The sequence below is a fragment of the Patescibacteria group bacterium genome (assembly GCA_041671645.1).
Lineage (GTDB): Bacteria > Patescibacteriota > UBA1384 > XYA2-FULL-43-10 > 1-14-0-10-43-13 > JBAZBD01.
This window is the reverse complement of the sequence record JBAZBD010000002.1, coordinates 22,373-44,459: the sequence shown is the minus strand read 5'-3', so window position 1 is coordinate 44,459 and position 22,087 is coordinate 22,373. Positions and strand designations below refer to the sequence as shown.

General features: G+C 44.5%; 19 protein-coding genes and 2 tRNA genes. 2 read left to right on the top strand and 19 right to left on the bottom strand.

Features of this window, described 5'->3' with window-relative positions:
* Positions 1–1,153 (bottom strand): S8 family serine peptidase (locus WC227_04695; GenBank protein ID MFA6963972.1); only part of this gene is annotated, 1,153 nt, incomplete at its 3' end.
* Between the two features lie 177 nt (positions 1,154–1,330).
* Between WC227_04695 and WC227_04690 the strand changes: the two genes are divergently transcribed.
* Complete coding sequence (locus tag WC227_04690) at positions 1,331–2,926, top strand: hypothetical protein (GenBank protein ID MFA6963971.1); 1,596 nt, start codon at positions 1,331–1,333, stop codon at positions 2,924–2,926.
* A 16-nt stretch (positions 2,927–2,942) separates the two neighbouring features.
* On the opposite strand, the gene lepA is transcribed toward WC227_04690, so the two are convergent.
* The 13 genes from lepA to WC227_04625 form a co-directional block, all read right to left on the bottom strand.
* Entirely contained in the window at positions 2,943–4,736 is a 1,794-nt protein-coding gene (gene lepA, locus WC227_04685) for a translation elongation factor 4 (GenBank protein ID MFA6963970.1), read from the bottom strand.
* Positions 4,737–4,777: 41 nt separating this feature from the next.
* Positions 4,778–5,605 carry a deoxyribonuclease IV gene (locus tag WC227_04680; GenBank protein ID MFA6963969.1) on the bottom strand — a complete coding sequence of 276 codons (828 nt, stop codon included), beginning with the start codon at positions 5,603–5,605 and terminating at the stop codon, positions 4,778–4,780.
* Between the two features lie 18 nt (positions 5,606–5,623).
* On the bottom strand, positions 5,624–6,067 hold the full coding sequence (locus WC227_04675) for a hypothetical protein (protein MFA6963968.1): 444 nt from the start codon (positions 6,065–6,067) through the stop codon (positions 5,624–5,626).
* Between the two features lie 7 nt (positions 6,068–6,074).
* Complete coding sequence (locus tag WC227_04670) at positions 6,075–6,689, bottom strand: metallophosphoesterase (protein ID MFA6963967.1); 615 nt, start codon at positions 6,687–6,689, stop codon at positions 6,075–6,077.
* Between the two features lie 4 nt (positions 6,690–6,693).
* Positions 6,694–7,299: a hypothetical protein gene (locus tag WC227_04665; GenBank protein MFA6963966.1), complete on the bottom strand. Its 606-nt coding sequence runs from the start codon at positions 7,297–7,299 to the stop codon at positions 6,694–6,696.
* Positions 7,277–8,854 (bottom strand): murein biosynthesis integral membrane protein MurJ, encoded by a 1,578-nt coding sequence (gene murJ / locus WC227_04660; protein MFA6963965.1) that lies wholly within the window; start codon positions 8,852–8,854, stop codon positions 7,277–7,279. Before murJ ends, WC227_04665 begins: the two co-directional genes overlap by 23 nt.
* A 12-nt stretch (positions 8,855–8,866) precedes the next feature.
* Positions 8,867–10,684: an ATP-dependent zinc metalloprotease FtsH gene (gene ftsH / locus WC227_04655; protein ID MFA6963964.1), complete on the bottom strand. Its 1,818-nt coding sequence runs from the start codon at positions 10,682–10,684 to the stop codon at positions 8,867–8,869.
* Positions 10,685–10,696: 12 nt separating this feature from the next.
* Entirely contained in the window at positions 10,697–11,683 is a 987-nt protein-coding gene (tilS, locus tag WC227_04650) for a tRNA lysidine(34) synthetase TilS (GenBank protein MFA6963963.1), read from the bottom strand.
* A gap of 72 nt (positions 11,684–11,755) precedes the next feature.
* A tRNA-Met gene (locus WC227_04645) sits at positions 11,756–11,832 on the bottom strand.
* A 78-nt stretch (positions 11,833–11,910) separates the two neighbouring features.
* A tRNA-Met gene (locus tag WC227_04640) sits at positions 11,911–11,987 on the bottom strand.
* A gap of 57 nt (positions 11,988–12,044) precedes the next feature.
* Positions 12,045–12,434, bottom strand: a complete 390-nt coding sequence (locus tag WC227_04635) for a septum formation initiator family protein (protein ID MFA6963962.1) — start codon at positions 12,432–12,434, stop codon at positions 12,045–12,047.
* A gap of 98 nt (positions 12,435–12,532) precedes the next feature.
* Positions 12,533–15,400 carry a lamin tail domain-containing protein gene (locus WC227_04630; GenBank protein MFA6963961.1) on the bottom strand — a complete coding sequence of 956 codons (2,868 nt, stop codon included), beginning with the start codon at positions 15,398–15,400 and terminating at the stop codon, positions 12,533–12,535.
* Positions 15,401–15,762: 362 nt separating this feature from the next.
* On the bottom strand, positions 15,763–16,308 hold the full coding sequence (locus WC227_04625; protein MFA6963960.1) for a CAP domain-containing protein: 546 nt from the start codon (positions 16,306–16,308) through the stop codon (positions 15,763–15,765).
* Between the two features lie 1,002 nt (positions 16,309–17,310).
* Here WC227_04625 and WC227_04620 point away from each other — a divergent pair.
* Complete coding sequence (locus tag WC227_04620; protein MFA6963959.1) at positions 17,311–18,720, top strand: L,D-transpeptidase family protein; 1,410 nt, start codon at positions 17,311–17,313, stop codon at positions 18,718–18,720.
* A 59-nt stretch (positions 18,721–18,779) separates the two neighbouring features.
* On the opposite strand, the gene WC227_04615 is transcribed toward WC227_04620, so the two are convergent.
* From WC227_04615 to WC227_04595, 5 genes are all read right to left on the bottom strand, one after another.
* Positions 18,780–18,992 carry a ferredoxin gene (locus WC227_04615; GenBank protein MFA6963958.1) on the bottom strand — a complete coding sequence of 71 codons (213 nt, stop codon included), beginning with the start codon at positions 18,990–18,992 and terminating at the stop codon, positions 18,780–18,782.
* Between the two features lie 63 nt (positions 18,993–19,055).
* Positions 19,056–19,955, bottom strand: a complete 900-nt coding sequence (locus tag WC227_04610; protein MFA6963957.1) for a hypothetical protein — start codon at positions 19,953–19,955, stop codon at positions 19,056–19,058.
* 9 nt (positions 19,956–19,964) lie between these two features.
* Positions 19,965–20,207, bottom strand: coding sequence for a metal-sensing transcriptional repressor (locus WC227_04605; protein ID MFA6963956.1), 243 nt, complete (start codon positions 20,205–20,207; stop codon positions 19,965–19,967).
* A gap of 159 nt (positions 20,208–20,366) precedes the next feature.
* On the bottom strand, positions 20,367–21,113 hold the full coding sequence (locus tag WC227_04600) for a coenzyme F420-0:L-glutamate ligase (GenBank protein MFA6963955.1): 747 nt from the start codon (positions 21,111–21,113) through the stop codon (positions 20,367–20,369).
* Positions 21,103–21,768: a queuosine precursor transporter gene (locus WC227_04595; GenBank protein MFA6963954.1), complete on the bottom strand. Its 666-nt coding sequence runs from the start codon at positions 21,766–21,768 to the stop codon at positions 21,103–21,105. Before WC227_04595 ends, WC227_04600 begins: the two co-directional genes overlap by 11 nt.
* Positions 21,769–22,087: the final 319 nt, after the last annotated feature.

The window sequence follows — 22,087 nt, the reverse complement described above, 5'->3', positions numbered from 1 at the left end:
CGCTGACTTTGTCGACAGCTAGGCTCGAAGGGTCAGTGGCACCTCCAGGCCCACCAAGACTCATCGAAGCGACATCGACATGATCAGAGGTATCCCCATCACCATTTGGGTCTGCTGATCTTTCGATAGCTTGTATCACGGCTGAACTATAACCACTGCCATTTTGATCAAGAACTTTGTAGGCGATGATGCTTGCGTCGGGAGCGACACCGTTCAGGAGACCCTTGCCGGCAGCGGTTGCTGCCACATGTGTGCCGTGACCCTGGTCATCCATTGGGTCGTTGTCATTACTTACAAAGTCGTAGCCACCGATGACTTTACAGTTTGCGCCAAGGCAACCGCCCAGATCAGCATGAGAATAGTCAACGCCAGTATCGATGATGGCGATACGCATGCCCTTGCCTGTGATTTGTGTGCCGTCTGTGACCACACCCCAAGTCTTGTCAGCCTGAATTTGCCCGACTGATGTATCTAGCGAGGAGCTAATCTTTGCATCCTCGATAACGCTTTCTACTCGACTATCTGCCTGGATTTTTTCTAAAGCCTTTTGGTTTACGGTCGCGGCGACGCTGTTAACGATAGAGAGATTTTTTGTAACATCGCCGTCTCCTCCGATCAGACTGTCTATCTGTGTTGCTGTAGTTTTGGTCTGATCAATGGCAGTTTTGTTCTCTGCTACTGAGTTTGTTGAAGCATAGCTAGTCTTATCCTCTTTTAGCTTGATGATGACTCGGACATCTTCGCCATTTTCGGCAAGGCTCGAAACGCTTGAGGATATCTTCTGTGCTTCATTTGCTTGGTTGTTGTTTGTATCGACTAGCCGAACGGCCAATTTTTTGTCGATATAGGTGACCATATTCTTGGGCGATGGGAAGATAGTGGTCCCGCCTGATCCGATAGTTATTTCGTTACCATTTATACCTGAAATTTTGTTGTCGCCAAGATTTGTTGGATTATCTATACCAGATAACATCACTAGCTTGCCATCGTCTATCTTGTCAAATCCCGCAGCTGTCATGAAAGAAGCTTTGCTCTCATTTATTGCCATCATCGAAACGTCGGCCTTGAATCTTGGCACCAAAAAATAGACCAGGGCCGCTACAGCAATTAGACTACCGATCCATAGCAACCTTATCAGAGTTTTTTTGTTCATGTCCCCTCGAGTAAATTACTATTTGAAATTATTATTGCATCCAACAATAATTAAATCAATCCATTCGCTTCGGAAGACTTTGATGAAGACATCGGAGGACACTTCGACTCGGCCGATAGATTTCAATTTTTTCTTGGCCTTTTTGACGAAGTTTCACTATGGTAAACTAGTAGCAATATGTCAAAAGAATTCATAGATCATAATAGCATTGGAGAGGCCATCCTGCCGGAGGGCGAGGAGGCGAAAGTTTTGGGCAATCCCCAGCCAGAAGAGGCGCCCGAACCTGTAATCAAAAAACAAGATTTACCAAATATTACCGCTGACAAGCTAGAGCGAAACTGGCATATGATTTTGGAGATTATTCACAGAGAAGCCTCAAACAACTCAAATGTCCGTCATATTTTGATTGAATATGCCGACAAGCCACTCTCTCAAGATCTTCCTAGAGAACTCTTGGGGAAATTGGTTATAGAGAGCCAAAGAACGGCAAGGATTACAGATAGATATAACGAGAACAAGAAATTCATTGATCTCCCCTCCGTACCAGAGCATAGGATAGGCGACCAATTTTACGGTTCAGGCACAGATGATCTCATGGAAACGATCAGCCAAGAAGAGACCACCTCCCCGGAGGAGGAAGAGAACCGAATCAACAATGTTCGGCATAAGATCAAACATGGCTTTTACCATGATAAGATTACAGGACCGGAGGCAACATCCGCAATTAGCCATTACAAATTTGCCCGTGATCTCAAATTACTCGCCCTAGAAGCAGAACTTTTAGAGAACAAGGATAAAATCCCCGAAGGAGATGACGAGTTTATCCTGCCTAGCGGAATTAAAATCTTAGCCAATACAGCTGACGGAGGTCGTGTTCCTAGCGAGTTATTCGACCCTCGAGTTTGGGAAAAACGAACGCCAACATCTTACAGGAACAGGACCTTTCTTCTCGAAGCGGGTGGAAAAAAATATATATTGAAAGAGAAAAGAACCGGCCGTCACGACTTAAAAGCATCCGCTGGCGCAATGTCAGCGGAGCAAGAATATGAGATTTCCAAAGATCTGGTTAGCGCTTGCAGTAAAACGCACCACGACCACTTAGGGCTACGCTGGGAGCGCCCAATCTGCTCTGTCAGCTTTCCTGATGGTTTCCAGTTTGTTGTGTATGAACATGCTGGAGATCTTCTGGATGGAGAAACAGCGAAATTCATTCTGCAACAGCAAATTATAACGAATAAAGAGCAATTTGGGCCAGAGTTTGAAAAAATAAGGGCAGAAGCCAAGGACACGCTTACCGATCCTGCGGTAAATGAAATGGTCGCATTCTCTGCCCCCGAAGAAACTTTCGGAGCCAAATTGAAACGCTGGTTCGGCAAAAAGAAAGAGAAAGAGCTCACTTTTGAACAATACTCTCTGATTAAATCAAGCTTGCTAGAAAACTTCGCTTCTAAATATCTGAAACGGGTGGTTAGTAGCCAAGGATATCTGGCTGCTGATGGCCTTCAGCACGCGTTTCAGGTCGAGAACACTGACCAACTTCGTCTGGTCGCTATCGGCTTCGACACTGAACATTTTAAGCATGAAGCCCAGGATAATGATGACATGAGCAAATATTCGGACGAACTCGAACGTCAATTGTGTTTTATCCCCGGAGAGAAAACTCCCCTTATGATTGCCGCGACTCATTTGATGCTCACCCCAGTCTTCAACGGATTGAAGTCTAGCCTGAAAAGTCACGAAGAGGTCGAGGATAAAAAGTATCAAACGAAGTAAAACTGCAGGATTGTACTTACTCGCTTCTCAACACCTTAATAAAGACGTCTGACGGCACTTCGACTCGGCCGATAGATTTGAGTTTCTTCTTACCCTTTTTCTGTTTGTCCAGAAGCTTATTCTTGCGAGTGACGTCACCGCCGTAGAGACCGACAGTAACATCTTTGCGGAATGGGGATAGTCGTTCGGAGGCGATTATTTTGGCCCCGATAGCGGCTTGGATCTTGATCTCGAAATTCTGTCTTGGAATCAGTTCCTTCAGGCGTTCAACGATTCGGCGACCCTCAGCGTATGATTTTGATTTGTGTGTGATGAAGGAGAGGGCATCGACTTTTTCTAAGTTGATCATGATCTCGAGTTTTTCAAGTTCTGAAGCTCGGTATTCGATCATTTCATAGTTCATAGAAGCATAACCTTTGGAGACGCTCATCAGCTGATCATAAAGGTCGATGATCACTTCAGCCAGTGGCACTTCGTAGCGGACTATAGCTCGGCTCTCGTCTAAATATTCGAGATTTATAAAGTTCGCTCTTTTCTTCTGGATTACGTCCATGCAACCGCCAACATAGTCCTTGGGGGTGAAAACTTCGAGGCTAACCCATGGCTCCTTCACCTCTCTAAATTGTCCCGGCTCGGGCAAGTCCCCTGGTTTTTCGATATTTAGCTCTTCTCCAGTGTTTAGAATAATTTTGTAGCGCACCGATGGGCTGGAGATCACAAGGGATAGGTTGTACTCCCGCTCAAGCCTCTCTCTGACGATATCAAGGTGCAAAAGGCCCAGGAAGCCACAACGGAAACCAAAGCCCAACGCATCCGATCGCTCGGGCTCGTAAGAAAGCGAAGCATCGTTCAATTTTAGCTTCTCAATTGCCTCTTTTAGATCTGGATAATCGTCTCCCTCAGTGCAATAAACTGAGGCAAATACAGACGGGAGAACTTCGCGATAACCAGGTAGGGGAGAATCAGTTGGATTATTTTTCAGTGTAATAGTATCGCCAATCTTGGCCTCTGCCACGGTGCGAAAACCGGTCACAATGTAGCCAATTTCTCCAGTGAAGAGGGGAGAGCGGGGGACAAATTTCGGCTTGAAACAGCCGGCTTCTATCACCTCTCCCTCACTTTTGGTCTCCATCAGGAAAAATTTGTCGCCTTTCTTGATCTGGCCATCCATAACGCGAAGATAGGAGACTACTCCTCGATAGGAGTCATAAATAGAATCAAAGATTAGGGCCTTGAGAGGTTTGCTGTCTTCTCCGCTTGGGGCCGGGACCAATTCGGCTACTTTGTCGAGAATTGCTTCGACGCCCTGGCCGGTCTTGCCAGAAGCGATCAGGATATCTTCTTTTTTGCATCCCAAAATCTTGATGATTTCTTCTGATACCTCCTCAGGCCTTGCGGCAGGAAGATCAATTTTGTTCAGTACCGGGATAATGGTCAGATTATTTTCAATTGCAGAATATAGTACAGATAATGTCTGAGCTTCGACTCCCTGGCTAGCGTCAACAAGCAGGACTGCGCCCTCGACAGCGGCCAATGAGCGAGAAACTTCGTAGGAAAAATCAACGTGGCCTGGAGTGTCAATCAAATTCAACTCAAAACCCTTCCAGTTCATACGAACTGGGGCGAGCTTGATCGTGATTCCGCGTTCACGCTCTAGGTCCATCTGGTCCAGGAGCTGCTCCTTCATGTCCCTCTTCTGGATCGTGCCAGTCATCTCAAGCATTCGGTCTGCCAGAGTCGACTTACCATGATCAACATGGGCGATGATGCAGAAGTTGCGGATATTTGATTGGATAATTTTGTTTTCCATGCCAAAAAATCATAACAGAATTGAGCTCAAAAAGCTATCTTTTAGAGAGACTTAAGAAGTTTCAACTGGTCCGCCCAGGGCATTGTGTCTTGTGGGGTTTCCAGGATGCCAAATTTGTCCTCTAGTTTTGGGTGGTTTAACAAATATTTGAATGTCTCAAGCCCAATCTCGCCTTCGCCGATGTCGGCATGACGGTCACGCTTCGAATTAAATGCAGTCTTTGAATCATTTAAGTGAAAGCCAACCAGACTTTCAATGCCAATATGTTTATCGACATTTTCAATAAAATTATCAATTTCTTTTTCGTCTTTCAGATTGTATCCGGATTCAAAGGCATGGGCGGTATCGAACAAGACTTTGACTCTGGTTGAATTGACTGAATCTTTGATCTCGGCAATTTCATCGATTGTATCGCCAATAATATTTCCAGCCCCAGCCGCGTTTTCAATAATGAAATGGGATTCTTCTGGAGTTTCGGCCAAGATTTGTTTGATGGCGGCAGTGATTTTGGGAAGTAAAGTTTTGAAATCTCCCCCTTTGGTCGAGCCCAGATGAGTGTTCGCTCCAAGCGCACCCAGAGAGTATGATTTTTTCATATCATCAATCAGACTCTTGATCGACTGCTCGTAATAAAATGGATTTTCTGAAGCAAAATTGACCAAATAAATACTATGGATAATTACTGGCGAGATCTTGGCTTCACGATTTAATTCTAAATACCGCTTGATTTCGTCTTCGGGGATTGGCACCGGATTCCACCTCTGAGGTGGGTTGGCAAAGATTTGCATGCATTCGCAACCAATCTCCTTGGCTCGAACAATCGAGTCAGAAAATGGTTTTGCAGATGATATATGCGCGCCTAGTTTCATTGCACTCCTTGGGTAAGATTATTTTATCTTCGATAATTCGCCGCTGATAACAATTGGTTTGCAATCTTTTAATTCATCGCTATAGGACATTTCTGGGATTGGATTTAACAAAAAAATCTTCTTGTCCAAAACATAGGCGAAGCCCATCTCCATCAGAACACTGCCCCCAATATAGTTTGGAATATCCTTTTTGTCGTAGTTCAAGACTAATATTGCATCGCAATCGTTTATCAGCCCATAATACCTCTTGATCATATCAACTTGGTCACGATATTGCTCGCGATATTTGATATCGCCTTCTTTGTCTTTGTCGGCAATATATTGATCCAAAGAAATCTTTTTGTCTCTGATCAGTTTGGTAACAAAAGGAATATCGACTGTGTGGCCTTCTTTTTCGAGTTTCTCGGTAATACCGATTATCTCTTTTGAGAAAACTACGCTTGCGCAAATTACAATTTTCATAAGTCTCCTAGAAATGTTTAAATTTTACCGCCAAATTTTCTAAATCCAGTATAGCATATTGGCCGTATTCGAAGGCGGCGAGCTTGATAATCTTGGTGCTACCAAGATAAGCGCAACCCCATTGATGATGGACGTGACCGCAAATGTGGACGAGGGGGGAGTCTGAAAGCTTTTTGGCGGTGGGGGAGTTACAATCTTCGTGACGGTAATTGTGTACTCCTGGCGGTGGAACATGAGAGACAAATATCGAGCCGCCGATTAGTTGCTTGTCGATTAATTTCTCGCCAGCATACTGGCCAGCCCAAGAAGCAGGGGAACCGCCAACTCCAGTAAATTTCCTGCCTCCCTCCTCGGCCACTCTCCCCTCAAGCGAGGGGTATTTGGCTGACAATTTGTAATATGCACGACCAAAATCGTTGTTGCCCGGCACCCAGAAGAAGGGTTTGCCTATTTTGTCGATAACATCTATAAACGTCTCCATAAACCCAACTGGTTCCCCCATATTAACGGTGTCACCAGCGCAGATAACAAAATCAATCTCTTTGTTTCCCGCCAGAAACTTCAAGAGATTGCTGAGTTGCTTGTAATTAACATGTAGATCAGAGAATAAAAATGCCTTCATAGGTTCACTTCTTGGTGCCTTCGACAAGAATATAGCCCGTCATCGTGCGCACCTCTGTGACTGTTAGGCCCTCCGGAACAGCAACATCTCGAAGAGCGAGATTGATCTGGCTAGTCAACGGATCGGCTATCCGAGGAGGAGCGACGACACCGGCCGCTTTGATTTCTTTGATTTTGAATTTTAATTTCCCAGCGTCAGCTTCAGGGATAGCTAGGACCTCAACATTGATACCGAAAAATCCGCCGCTAGATTTGCCCGTGATAATAACGCCCTCTGGCTTGATTTTGATATCAGGCTTCTTGAGATCGATAAACCTGTCTCCGAGTTTGATCGTTTCCTTGAGCTGTTCCTCGTTGATCTTGATCTCAAAGTTTTTCGAAATACTCGTGTTGGCTTCGCCTGTCAGGTAATCGGCCAAGTTGAAATTTACGACTGGTTTTTTCAATTTATAGATTTCGACCATAGGGGAAAATCCAGAGAAACGGAGATAGAAAATGAAGGAGAGGAAAATCAGAAATATGAAAGACAAAAAGACAAATACGCCCTTGATAGTGACGCTCTCATGGGGCTTAAGTTGATTGCCGATTTTACCCGACCTTAGTCTCTCCATTTATCCTCCGTGTGAATGCCCACTTCATTTCTTCAAGTTTGAAAATATAGCTCAGCCCCAAAAAGACAATGACTCCGATCCCAGCCGAGACTCCAGCTTGGATCAAAACTCCGACAAAGCGCGTCATGTCGACATAATTGGCCAGGAAATGGGCAGAGGTCCAGATCGTCAAACCCATGACCAGGGAAATTATTGTGACGTTGAAATAGGAACCGAGCAGATTTCGATCCAACACTTTCTTGTAGCTCTTTTGAAGATAATAGAATAAGACAATCGCATTGAAGAAATTGCCGATTGAAAATGTCAGGGCGAGACCAGCAAGGCCGTAGCTCTTCGAAAGTGGCCAGGCCAAGATCACACTCACGATCATAGTGGCGATGGAGATGAACATTGGGGTCCGAGTATTCTTGAGAGCGTAGAAAGCCTTGGACAGCATTGGGATCAGCCCTTGGGCCAAGATCGAAATAGAGAGGAAACCCAAAGTTAAAGCAGTGGTCCTAGTATCTTCCCATGTAAACTTGCCCGATCCCAAGATCAATCGTACGATTTGGGCGCGAAGCAAGACAAAGATGACAGTTGATGGGATCAGGACATAGCCGATCGCCCGAAGCGATCGATTGAGGTAAAAGTAAAATTCCTCCGGCTTGTTCTCCGAAATCTTGGCGGCCAAGGTTGGGAAGACGGCAGTCGAAAAAGTAGTACCGAGAACGGCGACTGGCATAGTCACAATATTGTTGGCCAGATTGAAAGCGGCGACCGAACCTGCCACAAGGGCGGAGGCAATTCTAGTAAAGAAAAGAAGTAGCACTTGAGTTGACCCCATGCTGATGGTCCTGGGCACCATGAGACGGATAATCCGCTTGATCGGGGGAGCGGTAAAGGAAATGATCGGTCGGTATCGATACCCGAGTTGATAGGCAGAGATAAATTGGATCAGGAAATGTAAAAATGATCCAACAATCACCATGGCCACGACGCCGATCAGACCAAACCGAGGCGCTAGATAGATTGCTCCAGCGATGATTGAAACATTATAAACAAGTGGCGCTACACCATAGGCGGCAAAGCGTTTCATCGCGTTGAGCATTCCGCCAGTGATGTAGGAAAGTGAGAAGAAAATTGGAAGCAACATCAACATCCGAGAATATTTGACTGTCTCTGCCATTCTAGAGGCGTCAAAATCAGCTACCAAATAGATAGCCCAAGGCATAATAAAGAAGAAGATAACTCCCAGGATTAGCATCGTCAGAATAGCCAAATTGATCAGATAGTTGGCAACCTTGAAGCCCTCTTCTTTCTTCTTCATACCCAAGAAATCTGAAAATATTGGGATAAAAGCGGAGGTGATCGCTCCCAGGATTAGGACGTTAAAAATGAAGTCTGGGATTCGAAAAGCGGCATAATAAATGTCGAGGTCAGAGGTCGAAATATTCTTGGTCAAAAATCGGTCTCGGAACAGTCCGAGGACGTTACTTAAAGTATAAGTAATAATCAGGATAATGCTGGCTCCACGGATTGAATTCTCCTTGGAGAAGAAAGCGGCGATTCTCTTCATCGATTAGCTCCGTTATTTTGTCTTGGACGCAGTCTTGACCTCAGGAAAATATTTCTGGAATTCTTCTTCGTTGATGGTCTCTTCCTTGAGCAAACCTTCGGCAATATTTTCGATAATCTTCTTGTGAGTTTTGACAAGTTGATCGGCTCTCTCCTGGCCCTGTTTGATCAGTCGAGAAACTTCCTCATCGATAGTTTTGGCAATATCTTCGCTGTAGTTGCGGTGCTCAGTGTACTCTTTGCCGAGAAATGGCATTTCGTCGCGGTGACCATAAACTTGAGGGCCAAGCTTGTCGCTCATACCGAAGTCAGTCACCATCTTGCGAGCGATTTCTGTCGCTTTCTTCATATCATTGGAGGCGCCAGTTGTGACGCTATCCTTGCCAAAGAATTCTTCTTCGGCGACTCTTCCGCCCATGAGAGTGGCAATTTCGTCAAGAAAATGAGCTCTGTTTTCGAGCCGTCTCTCTTCTAGCGGCATGTTCCAGGTGAAGCCCAATGCCATTCTGCGGGATATGATTGAGATCTTGTGGACTGGATCAGCGTTTGGCAGAAGATGGCTGACAAGGGCATGGCCAGCTTCGTGGACGGCAGTAATGCGGCGTTCCTTGTCCGACAGGACACGAGTTTTCTTCTCTGGCCCCATCATTACCTTCTCGATCGATTCAGCCAGATCCTTCTGTGTAATAGTCTTCTGATTGTTGCGAGCAGCTAGGATAGCGGCTTCGTTGGCCAAATTCCGAAGATCAGCGCCAGAAAATCCAGGTGTCGAAGCGGCAATTTTTTCTAGATTTGTGCCCGTTTCAACCGGTTTGCTCTTGGTATGAACGCCTAGAATAGCAAAGCGTTCCTTGCGATCTGGAAGATCGACATAGACCTGACGATCGAAACGACCGGGGCGGAGAAGAGCAGGGTCCAGGACATCAGGTCGGTTGGTGGCCGCGATGATGATGACATTGTCAGTGGACTCAAAACCGTCCATCTCAACCAATATCTGATTTAACGTTTGTTCTCGTTCGTCATGTGAACCGCCAAGGCCAGAACCACGCTGTCGGCCAATTGCATCTAGCTCATCGATGAATATGATGGCAGGAGCGTTTCGTTTGGCTTTTAGGAAAAGATCGCGGACGCGAGAAGCACCGACACCGACAAACATTTCGACAAATTCTGAAGCTGAGATTGAGAAAAATGGTACACCGGCTTCACCAGCGACGGCCTTGGCCATCAGGGTTTTACCTGTGCCAGGAGAGCCGACCAGCAATACTCCGCGTGGGATTTCTGCACCAAGATCACGGTATTTCTTCGGATTTTTCAAAAAGTCTACTACCTCAAATAACTCCTGTTTGGCTTCGTCAGCACCTGCCACGTCAGAGAAAGTAACCTTTTGCTTGCCGGTGAAAAGCTTGGCCGGAGATTTGCCAAAGTTCATTGCCTTAGTATTGGCGCCCTGGGCTGATCTCATCATAAAGAAAATAAATGCGCCAATTAGAAGAATCGGCACTATGGTGTAGAGAGCCGAAAGCCAAGCGACCGAGCCAGTCGTATCGCTCACTTTGATTTCGACTTTGTCTGGAGTGATGCCGTAATCTTTGAGAGTAGCGGAAGCTTCCTTCGAAGCTTTGACCTTCTGGCCATTTTTCAGCGTAGCGGTGACCAAATTGTCTTTGACCCCGACAGAGGAAATCTCGCCTTTAGCTACTTGGTCGGCGATAGCCGAGATCGACGAATCCTTGACTACTTCACGCTTGGAGTAGAGGAAACTGCCAAATAAATAGAGGGCGGCGAATATAATAATCACTGCCATTAGTGAGCGGTTGTAGGTGGTCTTCATTATCGAACTCCATTAATCTAATTTTGATAAGACAATTTTACCAGCTTCCAGCTCGATCTGCAACGAGTGGGGGAGAATCTTCTTTTTACGGCCTTCGCCTTTGTCAATTAAATCGAGTACTTCACCAATTTGTTTGTAAGAAATGTCGTTTAGACCCGACACTTTTTCGATCGCCAGACGAAGAGTCATAGTTCTCATCGCCTCGTCCAATTCCAACCACTTTGACCGAACAATAGTAATGGAATTATCTGATCTTTTCTGGCTAATAATCGATAGGGCCTCGGTTGCTTTGGCCTCTAAATATGAATAATCACTCTTTGCCGATTGGCTAAGCGAAAGCAAGCTTTCCAAAATATTGGGATTAATTGATTCCAAATGGGGGAGAGTCTCCAACCTGATACGATTCCTTAGGAATTTTTTGTCAAAATTCGTTTGATCGAGGCAGAAACCAATATTATGCGACGAGATGTAGGCTTCGATCTCTTTTCTTTTGACGAAGAGCAGGGGACGGATGAATTTGCCGCGCGAGATGGGGATAGAGGAGAGCCCTCTCAAACCTGAGCCGCGCACGATACGCTGAAGCGTAGTTTCAGCCAAATCATTTAAATTGTGGGCGAGTGCGATTTTGTCTCCTCTACCCTCTTCCAAAATATTTTTGAAAAAAGCGTACCTAGCTTCTCTCGCCTCGTCTTCATTTTTATATTTATTTTTTTCCGGGGAAGTGCCGAGCAAGAGCTCAATCCCCCGTTCCTGACAAAATTTTTGGACAAATTGTTGATCTTTTTCGCTTGCCTCTCCCCTAAGACGATGGTTGTAGTGGCAAGCCAAAATATCAATTTTTAATTTGTTTTTTAATCCGAGCAGAATATTTAGTAGCGCCGTCGAGTCCGGTCCCCCACTAACTGCCACGACAATTTTTTCGTTCGGGAAAATGAGACTATTTTCGGAAATTGTCCTCTCGACTCTGGCGGTTATAGATTTTTGGGAATGTTTAATCATAAAATTATTCAAAAAAACGAGCCCTTCCGCTCGAATCTTATCACAACTAAAAAAAATTTATAATTGTATATATGGTAGCAGGGGAGAGATTTGAACTCTCGACCCCAGGCTTATGAGTCCTGTGCTCTAACCAACTGAGCTACCCTGCCATAAACAAAAATTTTCAATTATCAATTTTCAATTATCAATTAAATGAGAACTGGAAAGTAGTAATTGAAAAAATATTTTGGTAGCGGGGGTTGGATTTGAACCAACGACCTCATGGTTATGAGCCATGCGAGCTACCAGGCTGCTCCACCCCGCATCAAACGAGATTAACAATACCAAATTTTCAATGTTTATTCAAGTCAAGGCCGATATATTAGCCAAAGAAATATTCCCACCAGAGGATATAGTTTGGCTTCTCAACTCCCACGTCCGTGAGTCCAGAGTCAGCCGCCTTCTCTTCTTCCTTATCAATCGGCAGGATGAGAACGCTCTCGCCAGCCGCCTTGTAGCCAAGTTTCTCTCTCGCTTCCCTATCCTTGAATGTGGCAGTGTGATAATAAGCTATCTGATTTTTCAAGCTGATGATCTCAGCCTCCATGTTTGTCAGTTTTTGCTCCTCAGCCTCAATATCTTTGTTCGAATAATAATTCGAGGTCATTGATTTTGTCACCACGAAAAGAAGGTAGATGATAAATACAAACAAGACCAAACTTCCCATAGACATTGGGATCAATCGCTCAACAAAAATTTTTAGTTTTTTCAACACTACCCTGCCCTCGATTATTTATGTCTAACAATCCTATTATAACGAAAAATCCTCCGCTTAAAAAGCAGAGGATTTCTTCGTATAGCCAGCTTAGTCTACCAACGTTTCTTTTTGTTGGTTGGCTTTTTGGCCTTTGAGGACGTTTTTTTTGAAACTTGGGTCTTTTCTCTAACTTGAACCTTGGCAACTTTTTCCATTTCTTCTTTGCCAGAAAACCAGTAGAAGTAGCCTCCTGTGGCGGCACCGGCCAGAAGGATCAAAGCGAACAAGACGATCCATGGAGTCCAATTGGTGCTAGGTGACTCCTCGCTAGTTTCGTCTCCCTTGATGATGCCGTCATCATCGCTTGGAGTCTGGACAGCTGGCTTGGTCTCGGCAGGAGCTGGAGCGGCAATTGCGAATTGAGGCGCGACTGAAATCTTTGGAGTGGTTTCCTCAGTCACAATCGTTTGTGTAACCGCAGTCTGAGCCACGACAATTTTCGGGGTTTCTATCGTCTTTGAGACTCCATTGACTGATTCGGTCTGACCAATTTTTGCGGTGACCAATACTGAATATTTCTGATTATCCAAAACCTTATAATCACGAGAATACGTAATCAACGCATCAGTCGCTGTCCCCGTCACTGTCTCCTGGGTAAGGTTATTGACCTTGACCAGATACTGATCAGCTCCAGTCCCCTTCCACTCAACATGAATGTAATAATTACCATCAGATTTCAGTGTGCTAACTGCGGTAAAAATTGGATTCGAAACGGTTGTCTCAGAGTAGGTCACGAATTTAGTGAAATGTTTTGTCCAGATAATCAGGTCTGTGCCAAATGCGATTTTGCACTCGCCATTTCCGACAATATTTGTCGGAGCGCTGGAACTATCGCAAATAGTAGTTATAGGAACAAAGCCGTCGGTGCCGACAAAACCGATAAGCTTGTCACTGCTATTTTTGATCGTAAGTTTAATGGGATTTGAGAAAATCAGGCTCTTGCTCTCGGCGCCAAATTCGATAGCAGAGAGGTTGCTCGGAATATTGCCCGGCGTTGATATAGCCACATCTTTTGATTCCGCCGTTTTGCCAGTCAAAACTGTGCCGTCCCAACTTGTCGGGCCGTTGATCTTAGTACCTGATGGAATTTCCACCGATACTTCAATCCCATTGGAAGTAGTAATCTCTGTTGTTAATTTTGTGTCTACTGTTATTTCTGAACCAGTAGCAGTAACAGTAGGAGAAATTTTTAAGGTAGTAAGGCCCTCATCTGTATACCAGGGAGCATATCTCACGAGGCCTGGCCCGACAATAACGCCTAAGGCTTCTGGACCTCCGACCCCCCAATAGTTTGCTACGGCGTCGACTGCCTCAGAAGAAACATTGTGAATCGCCCTAGAGTCGCCAAGAATGACGCTATTTTTGATCGAATGTTTGGCGCCACCGTCAATGTATATAGTAGGGGCAAAATCATCAATCATCTTCAAATTATTAATGAGAACAGTGCCATCCTTGATCCAGAAAATTGGGTTGGTCGAGCCGTCTACATTCAATACCGGCATCTGGCCCTGTTCACCTGTGATTGTGTAAGCCTTATCCACGCTCGAAACAAGGCACTCAGAGTAGTCACCCTTGCCAACTGTAATTGTCCCCTCATTTGAGATCGTATCTATAGCCGTTTGGATACTTCCCTTTGGTGTGACGCTGATCAGATCTGCACTCAATTTGCTGATGGTTAGTTTCTGATCCAGCACAATTTGGTGAACCGTGTGATAGTTGCCATCAATAGAAATCGTCTCAGGGAATCCGCCAAGTACAATATTCTTGGCGCTGAAATCACCGGTACCCAATTTCATTGAACCAGTCGCAGATAGTAGAACGAAAGCTGAGTTTGGGTCAGCTGAGGAGTTCACTGTGACACTTGACCATGAAACATTCTTTGATTGGATGTCTTTATCCAATGTCAAGCTGCTGAGCACGATCGGGTTTGCCGCAGAAAAAATTAGTGATTTAGAGATTGTAAGACTGTCTGTCGGATAACTAGCGCTTAGCAGATTAATTGTTCCATCTGTTTTCGCTAATGCTACACCTTCGCTTACCTTGGCTGGCGAGCTGACGTTAACTATAGCCGTACCCAAGGTTGAAGATGAAAAACCCGTTGATTTTAAATCAATCGAACTCACCGACACAGAGCTTGAGCCGATACTTTTGACCGTCAGTGATTTGTCAATTGTCAAAGCCTCGGCATAGATTCCAGGGATCGCCGACAAGATATCGCTGGCGCTAGCAGAAGTAAGAGCAGACTGAATTGCAGAATAGGCCAAACCGGTGTTGGTATTCTTGATAACGCTAGAAGAGTTCTCTGGATTTGGGACTGCCTGAAGAAAAAAATCTGTAGAATTATCGCCTGTGTCTCTGCCGTTGCCCTGTGATTCGTCATGAGCCGCACCAGATTTACGTTCAATCGACTGGTTTGCCCCAGGATTTACCGCGGCCAATCCCTCAAAATTGTTTGCTAGACCGATACCAACTTTGTCAACTATTGTGTCACCCGCATCTGAATACAGAATCACAGCGTTATCGCTAGCGATACTATTGGAGGTTGTGTATATCTGGTCGGGTGAAATAGCACCAGTATAGTCATTGTGCGCGATCAAATAATGGCCCATGGCTGGTACCATCCCGTTCAGATCAGTTACAAGATTACTCTCGGCGCCAGAAGCAGTCTGTTTAGATAGCCTCCACTTAGCCATAACGATACCTTCATTGGTCGGATTGTAAATCTCGACAAACTCGTCGGTAGTACGTCCAGTTCCGCTGGTGGTTTTCACTTCCGATATCACAAGGTAATTCGCAATCGAATCAGCAGCTTCAAAGGCCCCTGCCTTCTGAACCGTCAGGAGGTCTAAGACTAGCCAGGATGGCACAACCAAGACCGTTGCGACCATATAAACTAGAAATTTTTTAAAAAAGTTTTTCATAAATCCACTCCAAAGTTACCTAAATATTAAAAAGTTGCTTCCCTTCAAAAGAGTAAAAAGAAATAGTTCGTTTACTGAAAAATTCCCTGCACCCCTCTGGCAAGAATAAATTAATCCACTTGTTGAGATAGCCCAAACCAATGCTTAGGCCCAAAACGTTTGAAAATTCAGCTTAATTGGCCCATAGCGTCATACTTTTTCATACTTTTCGCCATAAACCGCTTCTTTCTCTTACGTGATAATAAGTATATAGCAAGCTCGCGAAGAGTCAATCACGCTAATATCTTGAGTTCTAGACGTACAAAATCATACTTATCCACAATAAGAAAAACGACTGCCTCCTAGCAGTCGTTTTAATTTATTTAGAATATATTTTGGAAAGCCGAGACAATGTCATCGAAGGCTTGTACAATTACTGACTTGTGGCGACCAAACATTTGGGTCACCATTTTGGTCTCATGAGACCCCGTTTCGGTAATATATGCGCCTTTGACTACGCCGACGCCAAGGTCTTGGAAATCAGGGTTTAGGATATTGGCTCTGTGGGAAGAAGATTTCATCCAAGCGTTGACAACACCTTCTGATGTTTCGAAGTCCATGGCCAGATTCTCACCGGCCGACAGGTAATTGTAATCATACGACAGTATAAAATCCCAAGGCGTGAGGCCGAAGGCGTAGTGATCAAAATAATTTCGATTGATCATATCAGTCGATTTTGCAGCGGCGGCATTTGCAAGATTTTGATTTTCTCTGAGTGGAATAAGGCCCCTATCTATTCTCTCCTTGTTCACTAAAAGTAAAACATTTTGCGAAGTAATGTCAGAAGCAAAGACAAACTGCGGAAAAACGGCAAGTGTCAAGACAATTGTCGGAAGGATGTACTTAAATTTTTGGTGTGATTTTTTCATACTCATTTTGGAAATTATATGAGTATATCATACTACAGCACGATTTGTCAAGTCTTTTTTTAAAAATATTGTCTTTCAATAATTAAATTACTAAATAAGTCTTTGATATCGGAGAATAAAAAATCCCTTGTAAAAGGGAGTATTGATTGATATATTGAGTACGGCTCTTGAGAAGAGCAGCAGCTAGAATTTATGGGCTTGTAGCTCAGTGGTTAGAGCAGTCGGCTTCATTTAATAAATTAGCTAAATCCAATGTTGGGTTGTGCAATTCAGCATGACAATTCTGGCAGACTAGTATACATTTCTTGGCTTCGGATAGTACTTCGGACAGTTTTCTGTTCGAAAGTGATCTCATATCTAATTTGAATCTTTTTTCAAATTGAGAATGATGGAATGTTAGGACGGCCAGATTTCGGCTATAACCGCAAATAGAACAACGCCCCCCAAATGCTTTGATCAAATCAAGCTTTCGGGCAAGGCCACGCTTCTTTTGCGACGGATAGCTCTGTAATAGTTTACTTTTGCAAATGGCAGAACAGAATTTTGTTTGTCTGCCCTTCAGCAGTTTTTTGCAAACTATGCAGTTAGTGATTTCGTTCATAACCGAATTATACATTGGATACGCATATTTTTAAAGGGGCTGCCCATCGGGAAACTGGTGGGTGATAATCTGTCAAATTCGGGGAAACCTTCTTAACCGATGGCAATCCCGAGCCAAGCCTTCCGATAACTCGGGAGGAAGGTGTAGAGACTGGACGGCAGATACCCTCAAAAAGGGTAAAGGGACAGTCCAAACCATAAACTCGAAAGAGGCGGCGAAAGCCGTGTTGGCACGCATAACCGATTGGTCGCAGGTTCGAACCCTGCCGGGCCCACCACAAAAAAGATCATGCAGAGGCATGACCTTTTTTGTTTAACATCTACAATAATTCCCCATTCCATGTTGCTAGATCGTTGAAAGATCAGTATAATTAATACATTATAAGTAACAACTATTTTACAATGGACTCAAGAAAAAAATTGCTCATTTCTGCGCTAGTCGTCTTAGGCGTTTTGTTGGCCGCTAGTGCATCTCTATTTTTCTATCAGCGGGCCTACGCAGAGCGGATTTACCCAAATGTTTTCTTCGGAGAGATCAATTTGTCTGGTAAGACCAGAAAACAAGCTGAGGTAATCCTAAAGAGCAACTTTAGCAAGATCACAAATCAGGAAATCAAGTTCGTCGCCAATACCAAAGAGATCAAGGCAACTTATCTCGACACCGGCCTTAGCCTCGACTTTATAGAAATTGCGAGGCAAGGATATCAGGTCGGGAGAGAGGGTAATTTTGTCCGCAACCTTTTTCGTTCAGTCAAGGTTGTCTACTCCCCTTACAAAATCTCTGGGGTGCCTTATGTCGATGATGTCAAATTCCAGAAATTTGTCGAGGTTAGTATCAACCAGCTAAATTCTGACCCGGTTGACGCCTCGATTAAAGTCGAAAATGGTGAGATCAAACTCGTCGAGAGCGCAAATGGCCAAAAAGTGAAGATAGACACATTGAAAGATGTCCTTATCACAAACGCCCTTGCGCAAGCTCCTGACATTGTGCTCGAGACTGTCCCTGCTAGCCCAACAATTTCTACTCTTGATTACTCGGCCGCGAAAAGTAGTGCTGAAGCATATTTAGCCAAAACGATTACCTTCACCTATAACGACCTTTCATACTCTCCGACCAAAACTCAAATCGGCCATTGGCTTGAATTTTACTCAGACAACGGCGCATACAAAGTTCGACTCAACGAAAGCAATGTGAAAGCCTATCTCATCAATATCGCAGGTAATTTTGAAGTCAAAAAAGTCGACAAGCAAGTTGATGCACTCTCTGGCGGTGTAATACGGGAAGGAAAGGCGGGCATTACTCTAAACAAGGATCAGGCGGTGACCGATTTAAAAAATCAATTGATCAACAATAAGGCTATAGTCGCGATGGCCGTTACCACTCAGGATCCAGCAGAGGTCAAAATTTACCCTGCCGAGGGAATCATCCCAGGAAAGTTTGAGGGAAAATATGTTGATGTCAATCTCTCAACTCAAAAGCTTTGTCAGATTGAGACAAACACTGTCGTCTCTTGCCACACCATTTCCTCCGGCAAAGCTTCGATGCCTACACCAGAAGGCACATTTCATATCGGTAGCAAAGATCCAAAGCGCTGGTCAAACACATACGGTCTTTGGATGCCTTTCTGGCAAGAATTCAAAGACGGTGTATACGGCTTGCATGAACTGCCCGAATGGCCCAACGGGTACAAAGAAGGCCAGGATCACCTCGGTATCCCAGTCTCCCATGGCTGTGTCCGCCTGGGTATCGGTGAGGCAGAACAGGTCTTCAACTGGACCGAGATAGGCACACCAGTTTATATCCATAGATGATCTACATAGAAAAAGAGCCGGTCATGCCGGCTCTTTTTCGTATCTCTAAATAATTTTGACTATTCGATTTCGATAGCATTGACTGGACACTCGCCAGCAGCCTTCTCAACCAGTTTCTCAATTTCTTCGGTGATTTCACCCTTGTAGACGAATTCGGATATTCCAGACTCAAGGCTGAATAATTCCAAACCCTTTTCTTCATCATTTACTGTCAAGCAACTCCCACAACTAATGCAAGCGTCGCTAACCGTAACCTTTTTTTCGTCAGCCATTTTGTCCTTCCATATTAAATAACTCTTCGGAAATTATAACAAAGTAATACGCGTTCACCAACCCTAGATATCTACACCCCAAGAGCCTTGCCAGCCTTGACCCGGTCCTAAAGTGATAAGGCCCATCTCAGGGTGGTTCAAGGCAAAACCGGTGCAAGTCTGTGGCTCGATCGCAATCGCCTTTCTGGTGTGAGGTTCGGCCAAGGTATCGGCGGAATAAATTTGGAGATATGGGAAGTCCTTGTCCTGCCATACAGATATTTTTGTAGTATCAAAAATTAGTTCTGTTGTGGCCCTGCCCTCGGAAAAATTTAATTCCGTAAAACAATTATCTACAGCTGACCCTCCGAGCAATTCTTCGCCGGATGGGTCGAAAGGTGCCGAATCGGTTGATAATAATTTTCCAGTTGGCTCGAGATTTTGGAATTCAATCATTTTATCCGCTGGCAAATTAATTTTTGAGGTATTCACCTCGCCGACTCTAAAATAAGGATGGAAACCAAGCCCAAAAGGCGCTTCGTGTTGGCCGAAATTCTTGACCTCTGCCTGGCAGACAAATCCGTCCGAGTTCAAAGTGTAAGTTAGACCTAATTGCAAAGAGAAAGGGAATCCCCTGTCTTTGTATTCCTCAGCTCTCATTTCAAACTCTAGACACGCTTCATTCTCAGTAGAGCTGGCAACCTTCCATTCAGATTGTTTGGCAAATCCGTGATTGGCATGACCGTCCTTGATTCTGAGCCCAGATAAGACATAGTTCTGGCCGCCAAACGAATAACTACAGTTTTTAACTCGACCAGGGAAAGGGAAAAGAACGTCCCCCATCGATCCTGCTTTGTCCTCTTCGCGTTGATAACCATAAATATATTCGGTAACCTCGCCATCAATTTCTCGATAAAATCTTGCGATGCCACCACCAAGCGGGTTTATTTCAAGAACTAAATTCTCATTTTTCAAAATAATCATAAGTAAAGATTAACTTTTTTTGACGATTTTGAGAATAGCCCTGGCCTGGTCGGCCGGGATGGTGACGCTTTCGCCATCGACTTTGACGATATCCTCGATCAAATTGACTGTGGCCGCGGCAAGTGCAGATTTGGCCGCCTCTAATTGAATCAAGATATCTTGTTCTGGTTTGTTGTTGGCGGTCATTTCTTCGATACCACGAATCTGACCCTCAATACGACGGAGACGATTGAATAATGATTGGTGTTTCATTTTGAAGATTTCTTCACCGACTACGTCGAGTCGAAATGACAACTTAATTGATAATTTGCGGATAACTTTAGTTGTCCGCAGTGATACCCCTGCCTTTCCACAGTATACCCCATCTGGGTATTATCTGAGTGTGGATAACCACCTTTTCTGGGGATAAGATTAGCGCTTCTTGCCACCCGTTTGCCAAGAAACGCTGTTTAATAATTCTCCATAAAGGTCGTCTTTGGCTTCAATATTTAGGCTCTCTAATTCCTTTTTGTTTGGATCGGCCGAAACAAATTTGACGAACGGCAGGTTTTCCATCATTGCCATCGGTGTTTGCTCACTGCCTTCCCCCATCACTAGAACTGCGGCGGCGGCCAAACCGTCGACTAGGCTCGCCTTGGTCGCCATCATTTCCCTGCCATCAAGGTCAGGCTTCCCTATATAATTGTTGAGTGGACAAAAGCCAGAATAAGCTAGCGCAATGCCAGTCGTCCCCCAACGCAGTGGCGTAGTCTTGCTGTCCGTGATAATGACTCCGACTCTTTCAAGCCTAAATCTTTTCACCAAATATCGCCGAATTTGATTGGCACTTTTCTGGGGATTTTTGGGCCACAAAATGTAGTTTCCTCCGCCGTTTGACTCGTCGATTCCAGCGTTTGGAATTAAAATGTTATTTTTAATTGTCAATGTTGTGCCAAAGCCTGCATTTTTCGTTGGTAGATAATAGTCGGCTTCTCTGGCTGTTAAAAGGTCCTTTTCGTTGTGTTGTCGGGAAAGGACCGAGCCTTCGCAGATCGAAACAATTTTGGAGGTCACAGCAAGTATCGATCCTTCCGTAAGAGTTGAAATAAATTGATCAAAAATATCGAAAAGTTTATCGCCAGGCCTGACAATGCTCGTTTTGATTGGGTTAATCTTCATTTTTACCATCCCCTCGTCTCAGCCAAGCGACACCCAGATATGCAAAAGGCGTCTCGAAAAGGGACATTAGACACTTTAGCAGCCAATAGGGCAAAACAAGGCTAAAGATAAAGCTCATATTAGCCCCCAATGATTTGTCCAGGGCATAAAAGGCCAGAATCATGAAGACGGAGGTGTCGATAAATTGAGACAAAATATTAGAGAGATTGGTACGAAACCACAATACCTTTTTGCCCAGCCTCTGGCGTAGTTTGCTGAAAATATAGACATCAGCAAATTCAGCAAGGATAAAGGCGGTCAGACTAGCCAGAGAAAAACGAATAGAGATTTTGAAGATGGTGTCATAAGCCTTTTCAGTCGGCAAGAACCGAGTCGATGGTGGCAATGCAGTGGCCGCCAGGGAGAAAAGTACTAGCAGAACAATAACAAATATGCTGGACCGGACCAGACTCTGGGCTCGCGCTTTGCCAAAAGTTTCGACGATGACGTCGTTGATGGTGTAAACGAACGGCAAAAGCAGGATCGCGACACTGGCGTTCAGATGGTATGAGCCAATGCTGAAAAGGTAGAACGTCTTGCCGCCCATCAGCTCCGAAGCAACGACACAAAATATATAGACAGAGACCAATAAATCAAACTTCTTCATATTAAACATGGGGTTCCTTTCGTGACTCAAACACCTCACACATATGAGGTGTTTGAAACAAACAAAAAATCTGCCGCAAGACAGATCGAAAAGGAAATCGCTTACTTTAAAGCGATTCCCTAGGAGAGAACTTTGATGTAGCTAGACCAAGTTTGGAGTTTCTTATTCAATATCATGTTCTGAGCATACCAACCTGAAAAAATTGTGTCAAATATGGTAGCGGTTTAAACGCTATAGCGTGCAAATCGCTACCGCTTATAGTTCGTGCCGTTATGCTTGGGCTAACTTGAATGGATTAAGCATAGATTAAATCTAAACCAAAACATTT

Excerpts from the sequence above, each read along its gene's own strand:
- ftsH (MFA6963964.1), bottom strand. The coding sequence starts at position 10,684 with ATGAAGACCACCTACAACCGCTCACTAATGGCAGTGATTATTATATTC.
- WC227_04615 (MFA6963958.1), bottom strand. The coding sequence starts at position 18,992 with ATGGCTGACGAAAAAAAGGTTACGGTTAGCGACGCTTGCATTAGTTGT.
- WC227_04595 (MFA6963954.1), bottom strand. The coding sequence starts at position 21,768 with ATGTTTAATATGAAGAAGTTTGATTTATTGGTCTCTGTCTATATATTT.
- WC227_04620 (MFA6963959.1), top strand. The coding sequence starts at position 17,311 with ATGGACTCAAGAAAAAAATTGCTCATTTCTGCGCTAGTCGTCTTAGGC.
- WC227_04680 (MFA6963969.1), bottom strand. The coding sequence starts at position 5,605 with ATGAAACTAGGCGCGCATATATCATCTGCAAAACCATTTTCTGACTCG.
- WC227_04670 (MFA6963967.1), bottom strand. The coding sequence starts at position 6,689 with ATGAAGGCATTTTTATTCTCTGATCTACATGTTAATTACAAGCAACTC.
- WC227_04630 (MFA6963961.1), bottom strand. The coding sequence starts at position 15,400 with ATGAAAAACTTTTTTAAAAAATTTCTAGTTTATATGGTCGCAACGGTC.
- lepA (MFA6963970.1), bottom strand. The coding sequence starts at position 4,736 with ATGGAAAACAAAATTATCCAATCAAATATCCGCAACTTCTGCATCATC.
- WC227_04675 (MFA6963968.1), bottom strand. The coding sequence starts at position 6,067 with ATGAAAATTGTAATTTGCGCAAGCGTAGTTTTCTCAAAAGAGATAATC.
- WC227_04665 (MFA6963966.1), bottom strand. The coding sequence starts at position 7,299 with ATGGAGAGACTAAGGTCGGGTAAAATCGGCAATCAACTTAAGCCCCAT.
- WC227_04605 (MFA6963956.1), bottom strand. The coding sequence starts at position 20,207 with ATGAAACACCAATCATTATTCAATCGTCTCCGTCGTATTGAGGGTCAG.
- WC227_04625 (MFA6963960.1), bottom strand. The coding sequence starts at position 16,308 with ATGAAAAAATCACACCAAAAATTTAAGTACATCCTTCCGACAATTGTC.
- murJ (MFA6963965.1), bottom strand. The coding sequence starts at position 8,854 with ATGAAGAGAATCGCCGCTTTCTTCTCCAAGGAGAATTCAATCCGTGGA.
- WC227_04600 (MFA6963955.1), bottom strand. The coding sequence starts at position 21,113 with ATGAAGATTAACCCAATCAAAACGAGCATTGTCAGGCCTGGCGATAAA.
- tilS (MFA6963963.1), bottom strand. The coding sequence starts at position 11,683 with ATGATTAAACATTCCCAAAAATCTATAACCGCCAGAGTCGAGAGGACA.
- WC227_04610 (MFA6963957.1), bottom strand. The coding sequence starts at position 19,955 with ATGATTATTTTGAAAAATGAGAATTTAGTTCTTGAAATAAACCCGCTT.
- WC227_04690 (MFA6963971.1), top strand. The coding sequence starts at position 1,331 with ATGTCAAAAGAATTCATAGATCATAATAGCATTGGAGAGGCCATCCTG.